Raw genomic sequence first — 21,784 nt, forward strand, 5'->3', positions numbered from 1 at the left:
GTCACACCACTATAGATTATTCAACTTTTCAATCAAATACTTCGACACTTCATTGAAATACCGCTTTCGGCCATAACCCATTACCCACTGAATGCCCTGCGTAGCATTGGTAATGAAAACTTCCTCGGCCTCTTTCAGTATCTCCGGATTGATTTGTGCTTCAATTAATGCGATATCATTCATTTTTGCAATCTGCATAATCGCGGTTCTCATTACACCACTCACGCATCCTTCAGTCAACGCGGGTGTGTAAATCTGATTGTTATATACCACAAACACATTTGCACTGATGCTCTCGCATAAAAACCCACTCTGATTTAATATCATGGCCTCATCAAGCCTGTTCTGACTTTTAAATATTCCTGCCATCACATACAGCAAAGCATTGGAAGTTTTGAAATTCGAAAGCTTGTTAATTGGCTTGGTAATTTCATCATAAACATCAATAATCAATCCTTTGTTATTGAGCTGATATTGGGTATCTTTCAATGCATAGCCCTCTAAAATATAACTGCCTTTATTGGTTTCAGGGGTATAAACACCACTCCCCTGCCTGTATACCGATAAGCGGAAGCGGGCATTACCATTCCACCGGTTCTTTTTTGCCAGATCCAGGGTTTTCTGGCGGATGAAATAATCATCCATCAGCGAGTGCCCGTCAATCTTCAGCGCTTTCATGCCTCCAACCAAACGGTCGGCATGCAAATCAGCAAACTGAAGTTTATTGTCGATCATTCTCATGCTCTCGAAGAGGCCATCACCAAATTTAAATCCTCTGTTCGAGGCGGTTAGAACTGGTGTGTCTACATCATGAAATTCATCATTTAATAACAGATATTGTTGAGGCATATTTTATGATGTAGCAACGTAATTTTCCCATTTGCCCAATCCAGCTTTAAAATCAGCGGGCAATGGCGATTCAAAAAACATATATTCTTTTGTGGTTGGATGAATAAAACCCAAACTCTGCGCATGTAAAGCCTGTCGGGGTAAAAGTTCAAAGCAATTATCTACAAATTGTTTGTACTTATTAAACGTAGTTCCTTTCAAAATCTTATCTCCGCCATACATCGCATCGTTAAACAGCGGATGGCCAATGTGTTGCATATGAGCCCTGATCTGATGTGTACGCCCGGTTTCCAGCTCACAGCTGATCAGCGTTACATATCCAAGGCGTTTTAAAACCTTATAATGAGTAACCGACCATTTTCCTTTCTCTTCATCATCATAAATATCCATTACTCTCCGGTCTTTCACACTCCGTCCGATATATCCTGTAACCGTTCCATCATTTTCAATATCACCCCATGCAAGGGCAATGTATTTCCGGGTAATCGTATGATCAAAAAATTGTTTGGCAAGATGGGTAATTGAACGCTCATTCTTGCTGATCAGCAACAGGCCAGAGGTGTCTTTATCAATACGGTGTACCAAACCAGGGCGCCCATCATTACCAGGCAACTGTGGCAACTGCTCAAAGTGAAAAGCAAGCGCATTTACCAGCGTGCCGGTATAGTTGTTAAAACCAGGATGAACTACCATTCCGGCAACCTTATTCACCACTAACAGGTCGTTATCTTCGTACACAATATCTATCGGTATATCTTCCGGGTAAACTTCGGTGTCGCGTGGCGGATGTGGCAGCACAATGGAAATTTCATCAAAGGGCTTAACCTTATAACTTGCTTTAATCTGCTTTTGATTTACCAGCACATTACCCGCGTCTATTGCATTCTGAATACGGTTCCTCGAAGCATTCTCTACACGCACCATCAAAAATTTATCGATCCGAAGTAACGATTGCCCCTTATCAACAATAATCTTTAAATGTTCATATAATTCCTGCTCTTCCGATTCCTGCAATTCGACCACATTTTCCATTCCGCAAAAATAAACTTTTACAGGCAAGATTTTAGAATTAAAAAAACACCATTATCTTTACTTTAAAATCAAACTATTTTAACTCATCAACATGAAGAAACGTTACTCATTAAAGGCATTAATTGCCTTGTCTCTGCTTGGCCTTACGCAAACGGCAAGCGCTCAGCAGGATGTTGGAAGCCTGTTTGTTTCCGGTCCCGGAGACGCAACAAAACTCATCAATGCTTACCTCGACCCACTGTACAAAGGCCTGGGACAAGGATTAACTGATGGCTGGACAAATACTGCCAAATCAAAAGGCTTTTTAAAATTTGATGTCAGATTCTCTGTTTCCGGAGCTGCAGTGCCAACTTCAGCAAGAAGTTATGACGTAAATGCACTCGGGTTGACTAATATCAAACCGGCTATTGGAGCATCTTCAATTGGTCCAACTGCCTTTGGTGATGATCAGGATGGTGGAAGAATGGAAGTGGTAGCCGATAATGGATTTAGAACCGGAAGATTCTTTAACCTGCCCAAAGGTTTGGGATTCCATACGGTTCCAGCAGCACAGATTCAGGCCACATTAGGTTTACCAAAAAACATTGACGTCACATTGCGGGCCATGCCTAAAATTAAATTCGGTAGCGATCTGGGAAGTTTATCGATGATTGGAGTGGGTGCCAAGATTGAAGTTTTACCACTGATTATGGGTAAAGCCGATAAACTGGTTCCTGTAGATGTTGCACTATTCGCAGGCTTTACACAATACAAATACAGCCTGGATCTGAACATCGACAATGTTGCTAACTCTGATCAACGCATTGATGCAAAGTTTAACGGTGTAAATATCGATGCCATTGTATCCAAAAAGATTGTCTTTTTCACCCCATTTGCCAGCATTGGTTACCAAACATCAAATACTAATCTGAAAGCTTTAGGTACTTATCGTTTTGCTACGGGTCCGGCAACATCGGCCACATATGTTGATCCGGTTTCAGTGAAACAAACGGATATCGATGGAATAAAAGGAAGTATTGGCTTCCAGTTGAAATTTGGATTCTTCAAGTTTTACACCTCCTATACTCAATCTAAATATAGCATGTTTAATGGCGGTATTGGCTTAGGCATAGGAAATTAATCAGATTTTTCTATTCATGAATAAAAACACCTGGATATTTCAGGTGTTTTTTACTTTTACATTGTGTTTGAAAAACTAAATAGCCCCGTTGAGCAGTTGAATTACGCGCCGTTTAGCAACTTATTTGTGAAGCGCGATGATCTCATTGATCCTTTCATTTCCGGCAATAAATGGCGTAAGCTGAAATATATTCTGGCAAAGGCTACAGCAGCCAATAAAAACCACCTGGTTACATTTGGCGGTGCCTACTCCAATCACCTGGTTGCAACCGCAGCAGCAGCAGCAAGAACTGGCTTGAAAGCAACGGCCTTTGTACGTGGAGAAGCCGTTAATAACGAAATGCTGATGCTTTGCCGCTTATTTGGCATGGAGCTGATTTTTACCGACCGTGAGAGCTATCGTAGTAAGAAAGAACTTTATGGCAATTATTTTGCAGATGACCCCGAGGCCTATTTCATTGATGAAGGTGGCGCTTCACCCGAAGCGGCAATAGGCTGTGCAGAAATCATTCAGGAACTTCCTGCAAGATATGATCATATCTTTTGCGCTGCCGGCACCGGTACAACGGCTGCAGGCCTGCTTGCAGGCATACAAAAGCATGAGCTGGACACCAACCTTCATGTTGTATCTGCACTAAAAGGCGGTAGCTTTCTGATGGATGAAATTAGTAGTATTACACCAGCTTCTGCCCATCTGCATTTACATACCGAATATCATTTCGGTGGGTACGCCAAAACAACGCCAGATCTGATTTACTTTATTAAAAATTTTACCGGTCAAACCGGCTTGCTCATTGATCCTGTTTACACAGCCAAAATGTTCTATGCCATTACAGATCTTCGGCAGAAGGGTATCCTTCATCAGGATGATAAAATTCTGGCGATACATACCGGGGGATTGCTGGGTATGTTTGGCATGAAAGACAAATTTTAAAAAAGCCTTCTCTTATTACGGAGAAGGCTTTTGATCTTTTGCTAAGACAACTTCCAGTCCGGACGTTCAAAATGGCAGGTATAACCGTAGGGAACTTTTTGAAGATAATCCTGATGATCTTCTTCCGCATTCCAGAAATCACCTGCAGGAACAACCTCCGTTACGATTTTACCTGGCCATTTCCCTGATTGTTCCAGCTCACCAATCAACTGCTCTGCAGTTTCTTTTTGAGCATCACTGAGATAAAATATGGCCGAACGGTATGACGTTCCGATGTCATTGCCCTGCCTGTTTTTGGTCGTTGGATCATGAATCTGGAAAAAATATTCCAGTAGTTTACGATACGATAATACCGCTGGATCGAATTCAATCTCAATGCCTTCGGCATGTGTGCCATGATTTCTATAAGTGGCATTTGGCACATCGCCACCAGTGTAACCGACAGTGGTATCAATTACCCCTTCCTGGTTGCGGACCAGGTCTTCTACTCCCCAGAAACAACCTCCCGCCAATATTGCTTTTTCAGTACTCATATATTCTTCAAATTTAAAAGCGATGCATTACAGCGCTATAACACTAATATCGTGAACAAAATCGGCTTATTTATCAGGTAATACAAAACCTGACATGCCACTAACCATCCATTAAACCAGCGGTCAGCGTCATTTGTTTAAAGTGATATTTAAAAAGTGCCCTGTAGGTGGGTTTAAAGGGATTTTTTTACCAAAAAGCGGGTTTAAATGGGTTTCACTTGGGTTTTAGCTGCATTTACCCAAACAAGGTGCAAGGAATGTCCAAGGAATGTCCAAGGAAAACCCAAGCGAGTTAAGTGCGACGGTACTAGGAATCTCCTGGATAGGTCGAACTGCGGTAAAGCCGGGAACGATGATTAACAATCAAAAAGTTTTCAACAATTCCGAAGTCTGAAAGTCGATGTTGTCCATAATCACAGTTTAAACTGTTTAAACCTGTTTTTCGGTAATCGGTATAAAAAGCGCTTAAATTGTGATTCCTGGCGCTTTTTACTAAATTTGATATACACCAAAATCAGATTTTATGTATCAGTTAACAGTCCCAGCCAATCGCGTCAAAGAATCTTTAAGCAAGCATATTCTGGCTGATGGTTTCGACCTCACTTACGATATGGAAAAAAGTCGTGGTGCCTACATTTACGATTCTAAATATAACAGAAATCTTCTTGATTTTTTCACCTGTTTTGCTTCGGTTCCTTTAGGATACAATCATCCTAAAATGTTGAACGATGAGCACTTCAAAAAAAACCTGCTGTTGGCTGCAATGGCAAACCCATCAAATTCGGATGTGTATACCCAGCAGTATGCCCAATTTTTGGAGACTTTCGCCGAAATTGGAATACCTGATTACCTACCCCATGCATTTTTCATCGCCGGAGGTGGCTTAGCGGTAGAAAATGCGATCAAGGTTGCCATGGACTGGAAAGTACAGAAAAACTTTGCGAAGGGATATACGGCTGAAAAAGGATTTAAAGTACTTCATTTTGAGCGGGCATTTCATGGCCGTACCGGTTACACCCTGAGTTTAACCAATACCCTGCCGGATAAAACAAAGTGGTTCGCCAAATTCGACTGGCCACGGGTCTCGGTACCCGAAGTGAAATTTCCACTCTCCGGTGATCATTTACAAAAAGCCATCGAAACCGAAGAAACATCAATTGCACAGATCAAAAAAGCTTTTACCGAGCATAAAGATGACATCTGCGCTATCATCATCGAGCCCATCCAGTCTGAAGGTGGGGATAATCATCTGCGGAAAGAATTTCTGATTCAGCTGAAAGCATTGGCAGATGAACATGAGGCATTTTTAATTTATGATGAGGTGCAAACTGGCGTAGGTTTAACCGGCAGGTTTTGGTGCCATCAGCATTTTAGCGAAAAAGCCAGACCTGACATTCTTGCCTTCGGAAAGAAAATGCAGGTTTGCGGAATTCTGGTTGGTCATAAAGTTGACGAAATAGAAAAAAACGTGTTTAATGTCCCCAGCCGGATTAACTCAACATGGGGTGGCAACCTCGTTGATATGGTGCGCTCCACACAGATTTTGCAGATCATTAATGAAGATCAGCTGTGTGAAAATGCAGATCAGGTGGGAACATACCTTAAAGAAAATCTCCAGTCGTTAGCCCTTAAATTTGATAAGATGACCAACGTTCGCGGCCGGGGCCTGCTGTGTTCTTTCGATTTTCCAAATAAGGATATGCGAAATGAATTTATAGCTAAAGGACTCGAAAACAATGTGATGTTTTTAGGCTGTGGCGAAAAAACAATCCGTTTCCGGCCGGCACTTTGCATCGAGCAGAAACATATTGACCAGGGCTTGACTGTTATGGAAAAAATATTGCCTTTATTGTAGGCATGAATAAAAAATCAATGGTCTACTTTATCACCGCAGGTGTTTTAATCCTGGTATTTTTCATGGTAAAGGATATTTTTGATCAACCTGGAATCGGCGACATGAAAGCCGGTTTTAAGGAAATTGCAAAGTTTAGAAATGCAAATAACACCGGGCCCATACAGCGTATATACGTGGTGACTGTTAAGGATTCTATCTGGAAAGAAATGGAAGACTATGGTAACATGATGCCACATACCAAATATGGCAACACCAAAGTTTATTTCTTTATGGCTGGAACCAATGCGCCCAGCCAGCTCCAACCGGGTGATATCAATTTCGATCCGGCATTTAATGCCCTTTGTATAGGCCTTTATGAAAAAAGTGCCATGAGCCAGGTGGCTTTTAACAAACATCCCATGAAGTAACCGGGGATTAAAGAAGGTTAACTTTATACCCGTTATACAAAAGCAGAAAATCCGGTTATTGCCCTTCCCACAATTAATGTATTAATTTCTTTGGTTCCCTCATACGAGTAGATGGCTTCTGCGTCTGCCACAAATCTGGCAACGTTGTATTCGAGCAGGATGCCGTTGCCACCCATCACTTCGCGGGCTTTACTTACTACATCCCGTGTACGGAGCGAGCAGAATACTTTTGCCAGCGATGCATGCTCATCTTTCAGCAAACCCTGATCCTGCAGTTGCGATAACCTGAAGCAAAGGGTTTGCATGGCAGTAAGGTTCGATAACATTTCCACCAGGTGGTTTTGGATAAGCTGAAATGAGGCAATGGGTTTTCCAAACTGCTTACGTGTTCTGGTATATTCCAGCGCATTTTCATAAGCCCCCCGTGCACAGCCTACAGCCTGCCAGGCTACTCCGGCCCGGGTCATTTGTAATACCTTAGCCGTATCTTTAAATGAATTCGCATTCTGCAAACGGTCTTCCTCCCCAACTTCACAATTGGTTAGGGTGATCAAGCCATTCTGTACGATGCGGAGCGCCATCTTATCCTGCATTTTCTCAACTGCAAAACCCGGATTATATTTTTTAACGATAAAGCCCTTTACCTCATTACTTTCTTCGTCCCTCGCCCATATCACCAGTATATCAGCGAAAGTGGCATTGCCAATCCATTTCTTCTGCCCGTTTAGTATCCATTTACCATTCACCCACTTACAGGTAGTGGTTAATCCTCCGGCAGTAGCAGATCCCACTTCTGGCTCTGTTAGTCCGAATGCACCGATTATTTTGAATTGTTGCATCAATGGAAGCCATTGCTGCTTTTGAGCTTCTGAACCACAAAGATAGATTGACCCCATAGCCAAGCCACTTTGTACGCCGAAGAAAGTGGAAATTGAAGTATCAATTCTTGCCATTTCCATGGCCAGAATTCCTTCCATTAAATTTGACTTACCCGGACAGCCATAGCCCTTGTAAGTCAGGCCACAAATGTTTAACTCTGCTAATTTGGGAATAATTTCATGCGGAAACTCTGCCTTATTCCAATAATGATTTACGATTGGCTTAACTTCCTTTTCTAAAAAAGCACGCACTTTGAGCTGTAAGGCTCTGTCTTCATCTTTAAGCGCTTCATCCCCAAGGTGGTAAAAATCACCTTCAATCTGTGGAAGCTCCTTCTTTTTACCCGACCCACCCATCATTTTCATCATCCCCTGAATCTGTTTTTCGTCCAGACTGGAAATGGTTTCGACCATTTTAGGTAAGTCAACTTTTTTCGATAAAGCCTCTAACTTGTCAAAATCAACATGCTTAAATAGATTGTATGCATTCTTTAGAGAAGAAAATATGTTCGCCATTATTACTCGTTTTGAGAATAACAAATGAGTGGCAATTTTGTTGGCTTGCGCCTGGTGCTGAATTACCTCAAATCAAACAGACTATCCACCCCAAGTAGTTTTCTTGAAGTAAATCCTTCCCCGAATGTTGCTCCAATGCTTTTACCAAATTCCCTTGAGCGGCCGGCAATGGTTTCAAAAAATTCCGGAGAAGAGATATAAGTTTGTAGTCCATCGACATCCGGATTATAGAATTGAGTTCTGAAAGCCTTTATGGATTCGATTTTCTTATCCATATGATCCGTAATATCCACAATAATGTCTGGTTTGATGTAGCGATCCTGGATATATTGCAACAATAATCTCGGGCGATGAGCCTGCTGGGCCACCCCATTGGCTTCAGTTTCTATTTTAGGTAAACCCGACAAAAAAACAGAGTCGTAAACCAAATCTCCGGCCCTGCCATGATCAGGGTGGCGGTCTTCCAGTGCATTACTGAGTATAATCTCCGGCTGATATTTACGAATAACTTTAATCACCTCCAGGCGATGGGCTTCATCATTCTGAAAAAAACCATCCCTCATTTTCAGGTTTTCTCTCACATGCAAACCCAACACTTTTGCTGATGCTGCTGCTTCCTCATCCCGGGTTTCTGCATTCCCGCGCGTGCCCAGTTCACCACGGGTTAATTCTACAATTCCTACTTTTTTTCCTAGTGCAATGTGCTTTAAAATGGTTCCCGAACAGCATAGTTCTGCATCGTCAGGATGAACGGCTATAACTAAAATATCTAATTTCATCTAAAGGTTTTTTTATGGTTGCAGATACGAGAGAATCGTTCTATCATGCATTTTCGTGTAGTAAAGACTGAATTTTCTTTTTGATTTTTGCATTTAAAGGCTTAGTGAAAGGGTAGTAAAAATCTACCAGCTCCCCTTTTTTGTTTACCAGATATTTGTGAAAATTCCAGCGGGGCTTAGCACTTAGTTTCGAATTTTGCTTTTTATCGCTTAAAAACTGATAAAGCGGATGGGCACGCTCACCACGAGACACAATTTTATCAAACACCGGAAACTTTACGCCATGGTTAATTTCGCAAAATGTGGTGATTTCGGATCCGTTTAAAGGCTCTTGTTTCCCGAAATCATTGGTTGGAAAACCTAAGATTTCAAAATCAGGATCATTTATTTCGTCTTTTAAATGTTGCAACTGTGAGAGTTGAGGTGTTAAACCGCAGCCAGAGGCCGTATTTACGATTAAAACTACTTTATCCTGGTAGGCTGATAATGGCACGTCGTCACCATTAACTTTTTTGACTGTAAAAGAATATATATTCGGAATGCTTTCCTGCATCGTTTGTTTATTGGTAAAATCCTGAAGTCCGGATAATAGATTCAATATCCCTATCCTCACGCGGATCGTAAGTACTTTTTAAATTATGCCCCACTACACGCGCAACAATCTGATAGGAAAATGCAGCAAAGCCACCTTTAGTTTGTTTTACAATATCGTAGGTTGTTCTTCCTACCTCCCTATCAATCAGTTTTGTTAAAATTTGACCCTGTGTAATGGTCAGCTCCTTTATCTCACGGTTAAACATGTCTTTAATTTCCTTATCGCATTGTTTAACCAGTTGTTTCTGTTCTTTCTTTTCAGGTGTACGGGCAATATCCTGCTCCAGTTGCTCGTATCTGCGTTTGGCAAACAATGCATAAGGCATCACCTTAAGCACATTGTAACGCAATCTGTTGAAGGCAGCCTGCTCTGCCGGAGATTTCCAGATCCGTGCAGCATAAATGCTCACCTCCTGTAGTTGCATCCAGGGAATCATCACTCCGTTATCATTCGTAGAAGCTACACGAATGGTATCTGCTTTGCCCGGCTTTGGGAAAACGGGTGCAGCCGGATCCTGAGCTTTTAGCTTTACACTAAAAATCATGACAATAAACAGAATGATTAGCCCTTTAAATTTCATAAATTTATACTTTTACAAAGTTAGGTGTTATTTCATATATTAGATGTTTAACAAAACTAATATAGGTTTTATTCAGAAATAAGACGCAAATTTTTACGCAAAAAAAACAAATGAAAACAGAGTTAGTGATTGATTTAGAGGCGGAAAAGCAAGAGATTCTTAAAAGATACAGGGCATTATTACGGGCGAGCAAGTCTACCTTGCAAAAGGGCGATAAAAAAGAAATCAGAAAAGCTTTCGATATGGCACTTGAAAGCCATAAAGATATGCGCCGTAAATCTGGCGAACCCTATATATACCATCCCATCGCAGTAGCGCAAATCGCTGCAGAAGAAATCGGACTGGGTACTACCTCTATCGTTTGTGCATTATTACATGATGTTGTTGAGGATACCAACATCACACTGGAAGATATTGAACGCGAGTTTGGCAAGAAAACCGCTAAAATCATTGACGGACTAACCAAAATATCCGGGGTTTTCGATACCAACAGCTCTTTACAGGCCGAGAATTTCAGGAAAATGCTACTTACCCTTGCCGATGATGTAAGGGTAATTCTGATTAAACTTGCCGACAGGCTGCACAATATGCGGACGATGGAATTTATGCCGCGCCATAAACAGCTTAAAATTGCATCAGAAACCATTTATCTGTATGCTCCCCTGGCCCATCGCCTGGGCTTGTACGCGATCAAATCCGAGCTCGAAGATCTTTCGATGAAATATCTCGACCCTGACACGTATAAGTTCATAGCTAAAAAACTAAATGAGAAAAAAGCGGAACGTGCCTTGTTCATAAAAAAATTCGTAGAGCCTATAGATGAGATTATCCACGAACAGGGCCTGGAGGCTGATGTTTACGGACGACCAAAATCCATTCATTCCATCTGGAACAAAATGAAGAAGAAAAATATACCTTTCGAAGAGGTATATGATCTTTTTGCCATTAGAATTATTCTTGATAGCCCCTATGAAAATGAAAAAGCAGATTGCTGGAAAGCTTATTCCATAGTGACTGACCTATACCGGCCAAACCCGGATCGTTTGCGTGACTGGGTTTCATCACCAAAAGGTAATGGCTACGAAAGTTTGCACACTACAGTAATGGGCCCACGCGGGCAGTGGGTTGAGGTACAAATCCGTACACAGCGCATGAATGAAATTGCTGAAAAAGGTTTCGCGGCACATTGGAAGTACAAAGAATCAAGCAACGATAATGGTTTGGATCAATGGATTCAAAAGGTTAGGGAAATGTTGAATAACCCGGAAGCCAATGCACTTGATTTCCTAGATGATTTCAAGATGAACCTGTTTTCAGACGAGATTTTTATATTCACCCCGAAGGGTGCTCTGATTCAGCTGCCATTGGGTGCTACGGCACTTGATTTTGCTTTTGAAATCCATACCGATGTGGGAGCAACCTGTATCGGAGCCAAAGTAAATCACAAGCTTGTACCTATCTCCTATAAACTTCAGAATGGCGATCAGGTAGAGATTATCACATCAAGCAAACAAACCCCTAAGGAAGACTGGCTGAATACCGTTGTTACGGCCAAAGCGAAATCTAAAATCAAATCTTCATTAAAAGAAGAAAAACGGAAGATTGCTGATAATGGCAAGGAGATTCTGGAGCGTAAGATGAAGTCTTTAAAAATTACTTACAACACGGAAAATATTCAAAAGCTGAGTTATTTCTTCAAACTTCCATCAACACAGGAACTTTTTGTGCATGTGGCTTTAGGGAAAATTGAATTAAAGGACATCAAAGAATACCTCAATACGGATAAGGAAACTGAGCATAAAAGCCCGGAACGGCCAGAGAACCTCACTGTAGATGGCATAAAGAATAAAATTAAGGGCAACGATTCAGATATACTCCTCATCGGAGAGGACATGCAACGAATTGACTATACCCTTGCGGCATGCTGTAACCCCATACCAGGTGATGATGTTTTTGGTTTTATAACGGTAAGTGACGGGATTAAAATACATCGTACAAATTGCCCTAATGCCGCTCAGCTAATGGCTAACTATGGCTACCGGGTGGTGAAGGCCAAATGGAACAAGCAAAAAGAACTCACATTCCTTACCGGATTACGCATTGTAGGCATTGATGATGTAGGATTGATCAACAACATCACAAGGGTAATTTCAACCGACTTTAAAGTCAACATGCGATCGATAACGGTTGATACCAATGAAGGTATATTTGAAGGTTCGATTATGATTTTTGTTAACGATACCGAGCACCTGGAAAACCTGATCAACAATCTATTAAAAGTACGTGGCGTAACAGGAGTAACAAGGTTTGATGCTTAATAATTACAACATTTAAACAATCAAACGCTATAACAATCAAACAATTTAACTACCTTTGAACGGAGTTTAAAACTATGTCTGAACAAAATACAAATGAGCTTGTTCGCAAGATTTTTGAAGCTTATTTAGAGAACAAAAATCTACGCAAAACACCTGAGCGTTTCGCAATCCTGGAAGAAATCTATTCAAGAAACGACCATTTCGATGTTGAAACACTTTATATTCACATGAAAAACCAAAAGTACCGTGTAAGCCGGGCTACGGTTTACAATACTTTAGAGTTATTGGTTTCATGTGACCTGGTTACCAAGCATCAGTTTGGTAAGAATATGGCACAATTCGAAAAATCTTATGGTTACCGTCAGCACGACCATGTGATCTGCATTGAATGCGGTAAAGTGGTAGAATTTTGCGACCCGCGTATTCACCAGATTCAAACCATGGTTGGCGATCTGTTAAAGTTTGATATTAAACACCACTCTTTGAATCTTTATGGGTTCTGTTCTGATTGCAGCGTAGCACGAAAAGTGAATGAAACTGCCGCTGTTGCAGCAGCCCAGCTAAAAGCAAATTAAATCAATACTCAAAATAAAACCAGCTTAAATTTTTAATAATGACGCAAGTAGATGTACTTCTCGGCCTGCAATGGGGTGATGAAGGAAAGGGAAAAATCGTTGATGTACTCAGTCCGAAATATGATCTTATCGCCCGTTTTCAGGGTGGCCCGAATGCCGGACATACTTTAGAGTTCGATGGCAAAAAATTCGTTTTAAATACCATCCCATCAGGAATTTTCAACGAAAAAACCATGAACCTTATCGGAAATGGTGTAGTTATCGATCCAATCATTTTAAAAAGAGAGCTGGATAATTTAAAGAAAGCTGGTCATGATCCTGTTGCCGAAGGCAAACTGGTTATTGCCCGTAAAGCGCACTTGATTTTACCTACTCACCAGTTGCTGGATGCCGCAAATGAGGCACGCATGGGTAAGAATAAAATCGGATCGACACTTAAAGGTATCGGCCCGACTTATATGGATAAAACAGGCCGTAATGGCTTACGCGTTGGCGATACCACACTTCCTGACTTTAAAGAACGTTATAACAAACTGGTAGAAAAACATACTGAAATTCTTTCTCATTACGAGGGATTTGAATACGAACTAGCTGAAAAAGAAGCTTCATTTTTTGAAGCTATAGAGTTTTTAAAGGCTATTCCTCATGTGGATAGTGAGCATTTCGTTAACGGTTACCTGAAGGAAGGAAAAGCTGTTTTAGCTGAAGGTGCACAAGGTACCTTACTAGATGTTGATTTCGGTTCATACCCTTTTGTAACTTCAAGTAATACGACGACTGCGGGTGCCTGTACAGGATTAGGTATCGCCCCTAATAAGGTTGGCGCTGTATATGGTATTTTCAAAGCTTATTGTACGCGCGTTGGAGGTGGCCCTTTTCCAACAGAATTAGATAATGAAGTTGGTGAAAACCTGCGTAAATTAGGTCATGAATTTGGCGCAACTACAGGCCGTGCCCGTCGTTGTGGCTGGATCGATTTGCCAGCATTAAAATATGCCATCATGTTAAACGGTGTAACCGAATTAATTATGATGAAAGCGGATGTTCTAGATACTTTCGATACCATTTATGCTTGTACACACTACGAATATAATGGCGAAACAATAGATTATATGCCGTACGATATCATCTCTATTGAACCTAAGCCGGTATTGAAAGCGATTGATGGATGGGCTACAGATGTAACCAAAATTACTGCTGTTGATCAAATCCCGGCTAAGCTGACGGATTATATTAAGTTCCTGGAAGAAGAACTGGAAGTGCCAATCAAATTTCTTTCTGTAGGACCAGACCGGGCACAGACTTTAGAACTGCGTTAATTAGAATTTCTGATTTTAATCAGGACATTGCTACAAATAATAAAAAAAGCAACCCTTACCGGGTTGCTTTTTTTTTGCCATCGTTTACTTACCTTTGCCGCAGTGTGAAAACCCTCCAAAACATATCTGATTTCAAAAAAAAAGCGATACACTGGGCCGATCAGTTCGATGTTTGCTGCGTATTAGATTCGAATGAATACAAGGATGCCTACTCGGTTTACGACTATATAATCGCCGCCGGCGTTCAGAAAGATTTAACATGCCTCGAAGGTGCCGGGTTTGAAACGCTGAAAACATTCTATGAAACACATAAACAATGGATTTTTGGATTCTTCAGTTATGATCTCAAAAATGAACTCGAAGATCTGCATTCTGAAAACATCGACTATCTTAATTTCCCAGACCTTTACTTTTTTATCCCGCAATATCTGATTGCGGTTAAACATGGAAAAATAGAGCTCTTGTTGGGCAATAAAGCTGTTTTGGAACAAATCGAGGCATATCAGCCAGTTAATAACGCCAGGGTTTCGTCTCCGGACATTAAACAAAGGATTTCAAAGAATCAATATATTTCCAAAGTTGAGCTACTAAAAAGCCATATCGTCCGTGGCGATATTTATGAGGTGAATTTCTGCCAGGAATTCTTTGCTGACCATGCGGCAATAAATCCATTGGAAACCTTTGAACTCTTAAACCAGGTTTCCCCTACCCCGTTTGCGGGATATTTTAAATATCATCACCAGTATATTTTATCCGCAACTCCGGAACGCTTTTTATGTAAGAGGGGATCAAAGCTTATTTCACAGCCGATAAAAGGAACTGCAAGAAGAAGTCACAACCCGCAAGAAGACAAACAGATCAAAGTTCAGCTTAGAAACGATACCAAGGAGCAGTCAGAAAATGTAATGATTGTGGACCTTGTTCGTCACGATTTAACCAAATCAGCTGTCAAAGGCTCGGTAAAAGTGGAAGAACTATTTGGCATTTACACATTTCCCCAGGTACATCAGATGATTTCTACAATCAGCTGTGAGCTGGATCCAGGAATTCATTTCATTGATGCAATTAAAAATGCTTTCCCTATGGGATCCATGACAGGTGCTCCAAAAGTTAAAGCAATGAATTTGATTGAGGAATACGAAGAGACTAAAAGAGGCATATACTCCGGGTCTTTTGGCTGTATCAGTCCAGATGGAGATTTCGATTTCAATGTTGTGATCCGCAGCATTCTTTACAATGCTGAAAACAGGTATTTATCTTTCCAGGTTGGTGGTGCAATAACTTACCATTGCGATCCCGAAAAAGAATATGATGAATGTTTGCTAAAGGCCAGTGCGATTTTGAAGGTGCTCGGAGTTTAATTGGTGCACGACGCAAACTACCCCGGCAGGATTATTCGCTTGAAAAATAAAAAAGGCGGGATATGCCTGTCGCAAATCCCACCTTTATAAAAAAAATTCTGGACTAAAAGCCTTATTTTTTATAATACTGCTGAGCTTCAGGCAGGTATTTTTGTATCTGAGCAATACGTGTAGCGTCACTTGGGTGTGTACTTAAAAATTCTGGTTGCTTTGCCGCACCCTGCGATGCAGATGCCATTCTATTCCAGAAACTGGTAGCACTTTGAGGATTGTAGCCTGCCATAGCCATAAAGATCAAACCTAAACGGTCGGCTTCCAATTCCTGATTACGGCTGAACTTCAGCATGGCAACAGGCGTTCCTACCCCATAAAGCGTGTTGAAGATAGATTGGGTTTTAGGATTCTTAGACAATGCTACTCCTGCTGCAGCACCTACACCCTGCGCTACCATTTCCTGCGACATGCGTTCAGCCGAGTGTCCGGCGATGGCATGTGCAATTTCGTGCCCCATCACGGTAGCTAAACCTGCATCGTCTTGCGTTACGGGCAAGATGCCTGTGTATACAACTATTTTTCCGCCAGGCATACACCATGCATTCTTTTCGTTGTTCTGAACCACATTTACCTCCCACTGGTAGTCGGCAATTAAATTACCGTAATTATTGCTGTTCATGTATGATTTTACAGCAGTTATTAAACGGCTTCCGATCGTTTTAACTTTCAGCGCCTGTGCATTTGATGCTGGCAAAACCGTAGATTTATTTTCCGTTAAAAATGTACTGTAAGCCTGAAATGCCATTGGCAAAACCTGGTCGTTGCTTACAAGGTCAAAACGACTGCGTCCTGTTAAGGGTACGGTGGAGCATGAGTTAAAGAGGAGAACTCCGGCAACGCTTGCTGCTAAGAATAACTTTTTCATCTGTTAATTTTTTTTTAATGACGAAGCCTGCGCATCATTCTGCAAATCATGATGCAGAAATCTGACAGCTTCTTAAATTTTGTCGTTAATGATTGTTAATCCTTATCTGGGATTGTCATATTAACAGCAATCCGACAAATAAGTTTCGAAGATTCTGCATTGCTAATTAACCAGCCTTCTTCTTAAACAAATACACTTTTGATTCCTTGCCTTTCAGCAAACGTTCGAGGTTTTTTTGATGGGTAACTAGAATTAAAATGCAGACAACCATTCCGTAAAGTACTTCGGATTTGATTGACACCTGAAACAAAAAGACTACACTCAGCGGAAAAGTAAATCCCGCACAAATAGAACTTAGTGAAACATATTTAGTTACCAAAAGAACTGTCACAAAAACCAGAACACAAAGCATAGATGCTTCGAAGTTAACTGCCAAAATCATTCCAAAAAGTGTAGCTACACCTTTACCCCCCCTGAAGCCTGCAAAAACGGGAAAAAGGTGTCCCATTACGGCTGTAACACCGAGCGCAAGCTGGTAGTTAACAAAAACGACAGATGTGTGGGGCCCGGTTACAGACATACCAATGAGAAAAGCGAGATTAGTAGCGGTATAGCCTTTGGCAATATCAATAATCATTACCGCTATACCAGCTTTCTTTCCTAAAACCCTGAAAGTATTGGTTGCACCAGCATTACCACTTCCATACTCCCTTACATCAATACCATAAAAAGCCTGGCCAAGCCATACAGCTGTTGGTATTGATCCAAAAAGATACGCAACTAATAAGGCGCTGAGCGAATAAACCGTAACCATAGCCTACAATGATACAAAAAATAAGGATTTAATTTTACAGGATATCACTTTAGTATGCCTTTAAACTAATATCTAAGCTTTTTACAGAATGTGTTAATGCACCCATTGAAATAAAATCCACCCCGCAAGCGGCGTATTCAGCCACATTTTCCTCTGTGATGCCTCCCGAAGCTTCTGTGATAAACCGGTTATCGATTTGCTTCACGGCACTACGCAAATTATCGAAACTAAAATTATCAAGCATAATCCGATCTACACCACCAACTGACAACACCTGAGATAGCTCCTCGAGGTTACGCACTTCGATTTCTATCTGTAATTTTTTTTGATTCTCAACAAGATATTTTTGAGCAGCCTGGATAGCATTTACGATACCGCCGGCATAATCGACATGATTATCTTTAATCAGAATCATATCATAAAGCCCAATCCGATGATTGACTCCCCCGCCAATCCTAACGGCCCACTTTTCCAGGTACCTTAATCCGGGAGTAGTTTTTCGCGTATCAAGAATTTTGGTATTGCTAGACTGCAAAAGCGAAACAATACGATGTGTTTTTGTTGCAATACCACTCATTCTCTGCATGCAATTCAAAACCAAGCGTTCTGCTATCAAAATAGAATGGGTATTACCTGAAACAGTAAGCCCTATATCACCTACCTTTACTTCCGCACCATCATTTAGTAAAACCTCAACTTTAAGATTTTCATCAACCACTTTGAAAATCTCCAAAGCGAGTTCCATACCAGCAAGAATACCATCTTCCTTAATAATAAGTTTAGCTCTTCCCTGAGTTCCAATGGGAATTGTGGATAGAGAAGTATGATCACCGTCACCTAAATCTTCGGCAAGGGCATTTTTTATGAATTGGTGTATAAGTTGAATATCCAAAATGTAGCTTTAAGAGCAACAAAAATAGCAAATATTTATGAGCTGCCAATCAATATAGATGCATTATATGCCCATCATGATGGTACTGTTACGGCAAAGTAAATCTGGAAAAAGTAGCTTAATCCTTGGCTGCCTCAATTCTTAATTCTGTAATCTGAAAATTATTGTTAAATTTTTTCATGGTTACAGACACTCTGAAATTCTCCTTGGATGTAGTTAACGAAATAACTCCGAAACGATAGTTAGGATTGGTATTTATTTTGTGAAAAATACTCGCTTTTACTGGCGGGTGCTTCGTAAAAAAGTCTTTCAGAATCTGTTCACCCTGTGCTTTTGAGTATACATCTTCCTCATCAACGATGATAAGCTCAATGGTAGAAGCGAAGTTTTTAGCAACCTCTTTGGCATTACCAGACCTGAAATACGAGGACAAATCATCAATAATATCTGCCTGATAGGCATTAGGACTATATAATGATGATAAACTAATAATCAGTAAAAATAAGCTTCGGACCATTTCTGTATTTTATACAGAACGCTATAGCTAAAATTATGCCATTAGCTTATCAAAAAAAGGATTATTAATTTATTTAAGCACCAAGAAAGCTATATTTGCCTTATTAATAAAACCAAAAACAAGACTTTTGCAGATTTGTTTTTAAGCTGTTCAATTATTTTTTAAAGAAGATGACAAACAATAAAAAACTCGCACTTATAATTTTAGATGGCTGGGGATATGGCAGAAAAGATAAATCCGATGCTGCTTATGCTGCCAATACACCTTTTTTCGATTCTTTATTACAGAAATACCCTAACTCAAGACTTGAAGCTTCAGGCGAAGCAGTAGGTTTACCAGCTGGGCAGATGGGAAACTCTGAAGTTGGACACATGAATTTAGGTGCCGGCAGAGTTGTTTATCAGGAACTCGGAAGAATTAACAAAGCCATTGCAGATAGAGAATTACATACTAATCCTGTTTTGCTGGCTGCTTTTGACTATGCCAAACAAAACAACAAAGCTGTCCATTTTATTGGTTTGGTTTCAAATGGCGGTGTACATGCACATATAGAACATTTAAAGGCATTATGCGATGCTGCTACAGAGGCTAATGTAGAGAAAACTTTCGTCCATGCATTTCTAGACGGCCGTGATACAGACCCTAACTCCGGACTGGGATTTATCAGTGATCTTCAAAACCACATTAAAAACGGAAATGCAAAACTGGCCACATTAGTTGGTCGGTATTACGCTATGGATCGCGATAATCGTTGGGAACGTGTTAAGCAAGCCTATGATGTGATGGTGAATGGTGTGGGTGAAAGAACTCAGGATGCCTTAGCCGCTATTCAAAAATCATATGCCGATGGCATTACAGATGAGTTTTTGAAACCAGTTGTACTAACCGAAGCCAGCGGAGATGCTGTAGCCACCATTCAGAATGACGATGTAGTGATTTGTTTCAATTTCCGGACCGACAGAGGCAGGGAAATTACAACCGCACTAACCCAGAAGGACTTCCCCGAGCAACAAATGCACAAACTTCCGCTATACTATGTGACCATGACTACGTACGATGAGAGTTTTGAGAAAGTAAATGTTGTTTTCACAAAAGACGATTTAACCAAAACGATTGGTGAAGTATTATCTGAAAACAACAAAAATCAAATCCGTATCGCTGAAACCGAAAAATATCCGCACGTTACATTCTTTTTCTCAGGCGGAAGGGAGACTGAATTCAATAATGAAAAACGTATTTTAATACCTTCCCCAAAGGTTGCAACTTACGACCTGCAACCTGAAATGAGTGCTGCCGGAATTACCGAAGCCATAACCGCAGAAATGGAAACAGGTTGGGCTGATTTTATTTGTTTAAATTTCGCAAACCCTGATATGGTGGGCCACACCGGCGTTTTTGAAGCTGTAATTAAAGCTGTAGAAACTGCGGATAAATGTGCGGAAACTGTTGTTAACAAAGGCCTGGAGAATGGCTATTCATTTATTTTACTGGCAGATCATGGAAACTCTGAATATATGGTAAATGCCGACGGCTCAGTAAACACCGCACACACGACGAATTTGGTGCCATGCATCCTGATCGACAATGATTATAAAACCATTGGTGATGGCAAACTGGGTGACATTGCACCTACAATACTACAAATACTAGGTGTTGCCATTCCCGAAGAAATGACAGGAAACATTCTGGTATAATGATTAGAAAAATTTTAATACTTGCGTTGGCACTGGGATTCGTCTCCTGCATTAAGCAGGAGCCAAACGGTGCCAATGCAAGATTATCCTATTTTGATGTTAAAGGTTATTTCAATAAAGAAATTAACCGACTACAGCAAACCAATCCAACTGTTCAAAAAACGGTTTCAGTAAATGGCACCGCTGAAAACAGAAAACTTAAAATTCCCGATTGGCAGAAAGAACTTGCCGTATTTACAAATGCAGACATCAATAAAGCTTCATGGCAAGGCGAATTTAAGATAACCGCAAGTAATCAGTTAACCATTTACAGCTCGGCAAATAAAAAGATCCCTGTTAAAAAGATTTTGCTCACACATCAGCACAATAAACTGGCTAAAATTGTAATTATTGTTGAGAGTAAAAACATCCTTTTTCAATCGACTGATACGCTGACCTATGCGCCAGACCGATTCTACGAGATTAAGAAATTCCAGAAAATAAGGTTTCTTAAACAGAAATATTACCACATTACCGGTAAAATCAACTAAAAAAAATGGAGCCCCGATCAATCAGGGCTCCATTTTTATAAGGCAACTGCAATTAAGACAACTGAGTTTTATTTTAAACTCGCAATCTGTGCTTTATCATAAGTAATCCAGTCGATAATATCTTTTCTGAGCGGCTGCATGGTCAAAACCTTTTGAAAATCTGCAATTGAGTTATTGAATAATGCCACACAGGCTAACTTATCTTCCTTTTTCTTGGCCTTATATGACCTGAAAATAGCGTAATCTTTATAAGCTATAGCTCTGTTCTGAAACATTTGAGAATCTTCATCACCTGTAATTTCGATTGATTTCGAAAAATCTTTCAACGCAGCGGTATAAAAATTTTCCCTCAAACTGTTTAATGATTCTTTGGGGTCGTTGGCGATATTCAATCTGGCTTTACCGCGGTAATAATATGCCGACACCTCAGAGGGCTTAACAGTGATTAAACGGCTGTAAGTTGAAATACATTTTTCATATTCCCCGTTTTGAAAGTAAGAGTAACCCAGCATCTGTAAAATTTTAGCATTATCGGGTGTTTTTGTATCGGCTTTTTCCAATTGAGTAACAGCAGATTTGAAATCACCGTTCATCATTGCCTGCATACTCTTCTCATAATTTCCTTGTGCAAACGTGCTTGTAGATGAAAAAATGATTAAGCCCAGGATAGCCCTTTTGAAATAGTTCATGTAATGAATAATAAGTTTTATAAATTTATACCTAATGGTTGAAATTTTTTGCAATATAATCGTATTCTTATAAATTAAA

General features: G+C 40.5%; 22 protein-coding genes. 10 read left to right on the forward strand and 12 right to left on the reverse strand.

Annotated elements, in window-relative coordinates; all coding sequences use genetic code 11:
- Positions 1 to 9 precede the first annotated feature (9 nt).
- Positions 10 to 849, reverse strand: coding sequence for an aminotransferase class IV (locus AB669_RS11785; protein ID WP_047799490.1), 840 nt, complete (start codon positions 847 to 849; stop codon positions 10 to 12).
- A 3-nt stretch (positions 850 to 852) separates the two neighbouring features.
- A complete protein-coding gene (locus tag AB669_RS11790; protein WP_047799491.1) occupies positions 853 to 1,881 on the reverse strand; it encodes an RluA family pseudouridine synthase in 1,029 nt (342 codons plus the stop codon).
- A gap of 91 nt (positions 1,882 to 1,972) precedes the next feature.
- On the opposite strand from AB669_RS11790, the gene AB669_RS11795 reads away from it, so the two are divergent.
- Together AB669_RS11795 and AB669_RS11800 are read left to right on the forward strand one after the other, a co-directional pair.
- On the forward strand, positions 1,973 to 3,001 hold the full coding sequence (locus tag AB669_RS11795; protein WP_047799492.1) for a DUF6588 family protein: 1,029 nt from the start codon (positions 1,973 to 1,975) through the stop codon (positions 2,999 to 3,001).
- Between the two features lie 63 nt (positions 3,002 to 3,064).
- Positions 3,065 to 3,934, forward strand: a complete 870-nt coding sequence (locus tag AB669_RS11800; RefSeq protein WP_047799493.1) for a 1-aminocyclopropane-1-carboxylate deaminase/D-cysteine desulfhydrase — start codon at positions 3,065 to 3,067, stop codon at positions 3,932 to 3,934.
- A gap of 41 nt (positions 3,935 to 3,975) precedes the next feature.
- Here the strand turns inward: AB669_RS11800 and msrA are convergent, their stop codons facing one another.
- Complete coding sequence (gene msrA, locus AB669_RS11805) at positions 3,976 to 4,467, reverse strand: peptide-methionine (S)-S-oxide reductase MsrA (RefSeq protein WP_047799494.1); 492 nt, start codon at positions 4,465 to 4,467, stop codon at positions 3,976 to 3,978.
- Between the two features lie 523 nt (positions 4,468 to 4,990).
- On the opposite strand from msrA, the gene lat reads away from it, so the two are divergent.
- Complete coding sequence (lat, locus tag AB669_RS11810; RefSeq protein ID WP_047799495.1) at positions 4,991 to 6,322, forward strand: L-lysine 6-transaminase; 1,332 nt, start codon at positions 4,991 to 4,993, stop codon at positions 6,320 to 6,322.
- 2 nt (positions 6,323 to 6,324) lie between these two features.
- On the forward strand, positions 6,325 to 6,729 hold the full coding sequence (locus AB669_RS11815) for a hypothetical protein (protein WP_047799496.1): 405 nt from the start codon (positions 6,325 to 6,327) through the stop codon (positions 6,727 to 6,729).
- 32 nt (positions 6,730 to 6,761) lie between these two features.
- Here AB669_RS11815 and AB669_RS11820 read toward each other — a convergent pair whose 3' ends face one another.
- From AB669_RS11820 to AB669_RS11835, 4 genes are all read right to left on the reverse strand, one after another.
- Positions 6,762 to 8,123, reverse strand: a complete 1,362-nt coding sequence (locus tag AB669_RS11820) for an acyl-CoA dehydrogenase family protein (protein ID WP_047799497.1) — start codon at positions 8,121 to 8,123, stop codon at positions 6,762 to 6,764.
- Between the two features lie 62 nt (positions 8,124 to 8,185).
- Positions 8,186 to 8,902, reverse strand: coding sequence for a bacillithiol biosynthesis deacetylase BshB1 (gene bshB1 / locus AB669_RS11825; RefSeq protein ID WP_047799498.1), 717 nt, complete (start codon positions 8,900 to 8,902; stop codon positions 8,186 to 8,188).
- Between the two features lie 43 nt (positions 8,903 to 8,945).
- Complete coding sequence (locus AB669_RS11830; protein WP_053058378.1) at positions 8,946 to 9,455, reverse strand: glutathione peroxidase; 510 nt, start codon at positions 9,453 to 9,455, stop codon at positions 8,946 to 8,948.
- A gap of 7 nt (positions 9,456 to 9,462) precedes the next feature.
- The gene (locus AB669_RS11835; RefSeq protein ID WP_047799499.1) at positions 9,463 to 10,077 is read right to left on the reverse strand and encodes a DUF4294 domain-containing protein; all 615 of its coding nucleotides are present in this window, start codon (positions 10,075 to 10,077) and stop codon (positions 9,463 to 9,465) included.
- 110 nt (positions 10,078 to 10,187) lie between these two features.
- Here AB669_RS11835 and AB669_RS11840 point away from each other — a divergent pair, with 110 nt between their 5' ends.
- The 4 genes from AB669_RS11840 (at position 10,188) to AB669_RS11855 (ending at position 15,650) form a co-directional block, all read left to right on the forward strand.
- Positions 10,188 to 12,395: a bifunctional (p)ppGpp synthetase/guanosine-3',5'-bis(diphosphate) 3'-pyrophosphohydrolase gene (locus tag AB669_RS11840; protein WP_047799500.1), complete on the forward strand. Its 2,208-nt coding sequence runs from the start codon at positions 10,188 to 10,190 to the stop codon at positions 12,393 to 12,395.
- 74 nt (positions 12,396 to 12,469) lie between these two features.
- Positions 12,470 to 12,970, forward strand: a complete 501-nt coding sequence (locus tag AB669_RS11845) for a Fur family transcriptional regulator (protein ID WP_047799501.1) — start codon at positions 12,470 to 12,472, stop codon at positions 12,968 to 12,970.
- A 38-nt stretch (positions 12,971 to 13,008) separates the two neighbouring features.
- Positions 13,009 to 14,289, forward strand: coding sequence for an adenylosuccinate synthase (locus tag AB669_RS11850; protein WP_047799502.1), 1,281 nt, complete (start codon positions 13,009 to 13,011; stop codon positions 14,287 to 14,289).
- Positions 14,290 to 14,393: 104 nt separating this feature from the next.
- The gene (locus AB669_RS11855) at positions 14,394 to 15,650 is read left to right on the forward strand and encodes an anthranilate synthase component I family protein (protein ID WP_047799503.1); all 1,257 of its coding nucleotides are present in this window, start codon (positions 14,394 to 14,396) and stop codon (positions 15,648 to 15,650) included.
- Between the two features lie 112 nt (positions 15,651 to 15,762).
- Here AB669_RS11855 and AB669_RS11860 read toward each other — a convergent pair whose 3' ends face one another.
- From AB669_RS11860 to AB669_RS11875, 4 genes are all read right to left on the reverse strand, one after another.
- Complete coding sequence (locus AB669_RS11860; protein ID WP_047799504.1) at positions 15,763 to 16,569, reverse strand: M48 family metallopeptidase; 807 nt, start codon at positions 16,567 to 16,569, stop codon at positions 15,763 to 15,765.
- A 166-nt stretch (positions 16,570 to 16,735) separates the two neighbouring features.
- Positions 16,736 to 17,383 (reverse strand): glycerol-3-phosphate 1-O-acyltransferase PlsY, encoded by a 648-nt coding sequence (gene plsY / locus AB669_RS11865; protein WP_047799505.1) that lies wholly within the window; start codon positions 17,381 to 17,383, stop codon positions 16,736 to 16,738.
- A 49-nt stretch (positions 17,384 to 17,432) separates the two neighbouring features.
- Positions 17,433 to 18,275: a carboxylating nicotinate-nucleotide diphosphorylase gene (gene nadC, locus AB669_RS11870; protein ID WP_047799506.1), complete on the reverse strand. Its 843-nt coding sequence runs from the start codon at positions 18,273 to 18,275 to the stop codon at positions 17,433 to 17,435.
- A gap of 118 nt (positions 18,276 to 18,393) precedes the next feature.
- Positions 18,394 to 18,792 (reverse strand): DUF4783 domain-containing protein, encoded by a 399-nt coding sequence (locus AB669_RS11875; protein WP_047799507.1) that lies wholly within the window; start codon positions 18,790 to 18,792, stop codon positions 18,394 to 18,396.
- 170 nt (positions 18,793 to 18,962) lie between these two features.
- Between AB669_RS11875 and gpmI the strand changes: the two genes are divergently transcribed.
- Positions 18,963 to 20,486: a 2,3-bisphosphoglycerate-independent phosphoglycerate mutase gene (gene gpmI / locus AB669_RS11880; protein WP_047799508.1), complete on the forward strand. Its 1,524-nt coding sequence runs from the start codon at positions 18,963 to 18,965 to the stop codon at positions 20,484 to 20,486.
- Positions 20,486 to 21,016 (forward strand): hypothetical protein, encoded by a 531-nt coding sequence (locus AB669_RS11885; protein WP_047799509.1) that lies wholly within the window; start codon positions 20,486 to 20,488, stop codon positions 21,014 to 21,016. The genes gpmI and AB669_RS11885 overlap by 1 nt, the downstream gene beginning before the upstream one ends.
- Positions 21,017 to 21,084: 68 nt before the next feature.
- Here AB669_RS11885 and AB669_RS11890 read toward each other — a convergent pair whose 3' ends face one another.
- Positions 21,085 to 21,705: a tetratricopeptide repeat protein gene (locus AB669_RS11890; RefSeq protein ID WP_047799510.1), complete on the reverse strand. Its 621-nt coding sequence runs from the start codon at positions 21,703 to 21,705 to the stop codon at positions 21,085 to 21,087.
- Positions 21,706 to 21,784 lie beyond the last annotated feature (79 nt).

The sequence above is a fragment of the Pedobacter sp. BMA genome, from assembly GCF_001027745.1.
Lineage (GTDB): Bacteria > Bacteroidota > Bacteroidia > Sphingobacteriales > Sphingobacteriaceae > Pedobacter.

Coding starts and splice junctions, on each gene's coding strand:
- AB669_RS11785 (WP_047799490.1), bottom strand. CDS start 849: ATGCCTCAACAATATCTGTTATTAAATGATGAATTTCATGATGTAGAC.
- AB669_RS11790 (WP_047799491.1), bottom strand. CDS start 1,881: ATGGAAAATGTGGTCGAATTGCAGGAATCGGAAGAGCAGGAATTATAT.
- AB669_RS11795 (WP_047799492.1), top strand. CDS start 1,973: ATGAAGAAACGTTACTCATTAAAGGCATTAATTGCCTTGTCTCTGCTT.
- msrA (WP_047799494.1), bottom strand. CDS start 4,467: ATGAGTACTGAAAAAGCAATATTGGCGGGAGGTTGTTTCTGGGGAGTA.
- lat (WP_047799495.1), top strand. CDS start 4,991: ATGTATCAGTTAACAGTCCCAGCCAATCGCGTCAAAGAATCTTTAAGC.
- AB669_RS11815 (WP_047799496.1), top strand. CDS start 6,325: ATGAATAAAAAATCAATGGTCTACTTTATCACCGCAGGTGTTTTAATC.
- AB669_RS11820 (WP_047799497.1), bottom strand. CDS start 8,123: ATGGCGAACATATTTTCTTCTCTAAAGAATGCATACAATCTATTTAAG.
- bshB1 (WP_047799498.1), bottom strand. CDS start 8,902: ATGAAATTAGATATTTTAGTTATAGCCGTTCATCCTGACGATGCAGAA.
- AB669_RS11830 (WP_053058378.1), bottom strand. CDS start 9,455: ATGCAGGAAAGCATTCCGAATATATATTCTTTTACAGTCAAAAAAGTT.
- AB669_RS11835 (WP_047799499.1), bottom strand. CDS start 10,077: ATGAAATTTAAAGGGCTAATCATTCTGTTTATTGTCATGATTTTTAGT.
- AB669_RS11840 (WP_047799500.1), top strand. CDS start 10,188: ATGAAAACAGAGTTAGTGATTGATTTAGAGGCGGAAAAGCAAGAGATT.
- AB669_RS11845 (WP_047799501.1), top strand. CDS start 12,470: ATGTCTGAACAAAATACAAATGAGCTTGTTCGCAAGATTTTTGAAGCT.
- AB669_RS11850 (WP_047799502.1), top strand. CDS start 13,009: ATGACGCAAGTAGATGTACTTCTCGGCCTGCAATGGGGTGATGAAGGA.
- AB669_RS11860 (WP_047799504.1), bottom strand. CDS start 16,569: ATGAAAAAGTTATTCTTAGCAGCAAGCGTTGCCGGAGTTCTCCTCTTT.
- plsY (WP_047799505.1), bottom strand. CDS start 17,383: ATGGTTACGGTTTATTCGCTCAGCGCCTTATTAGTTGCGTATCTTTTT.
- AB669_RS11875 (WP_047799507.1), bottom strand. CDS start 18,792: ATGGTCCGAAGCTTATTTTTACTGATTATTAGTTTATCATCATTATAT.
- gpmI (WP_047799508.1), top strand. CDS start 18,963: ATGACAAACAATAAAAAACTCGCACTTATAATTTTAGATGGCTGGGGA.
- AB669_RS11885 (WP_047799509.1), top strand. CDS start 20,486: ATGATTAGAAAAATTTTAATACTTGCGTTGGCACTGGGATTCGTCTCC.
- AB669_RS11890 (WP_047799510.1), bottom strand. CDS start 21,705: ATGAACTATTTCAAAAGGGCTATCCTGGGCTTAATCATTTTTTCATCT.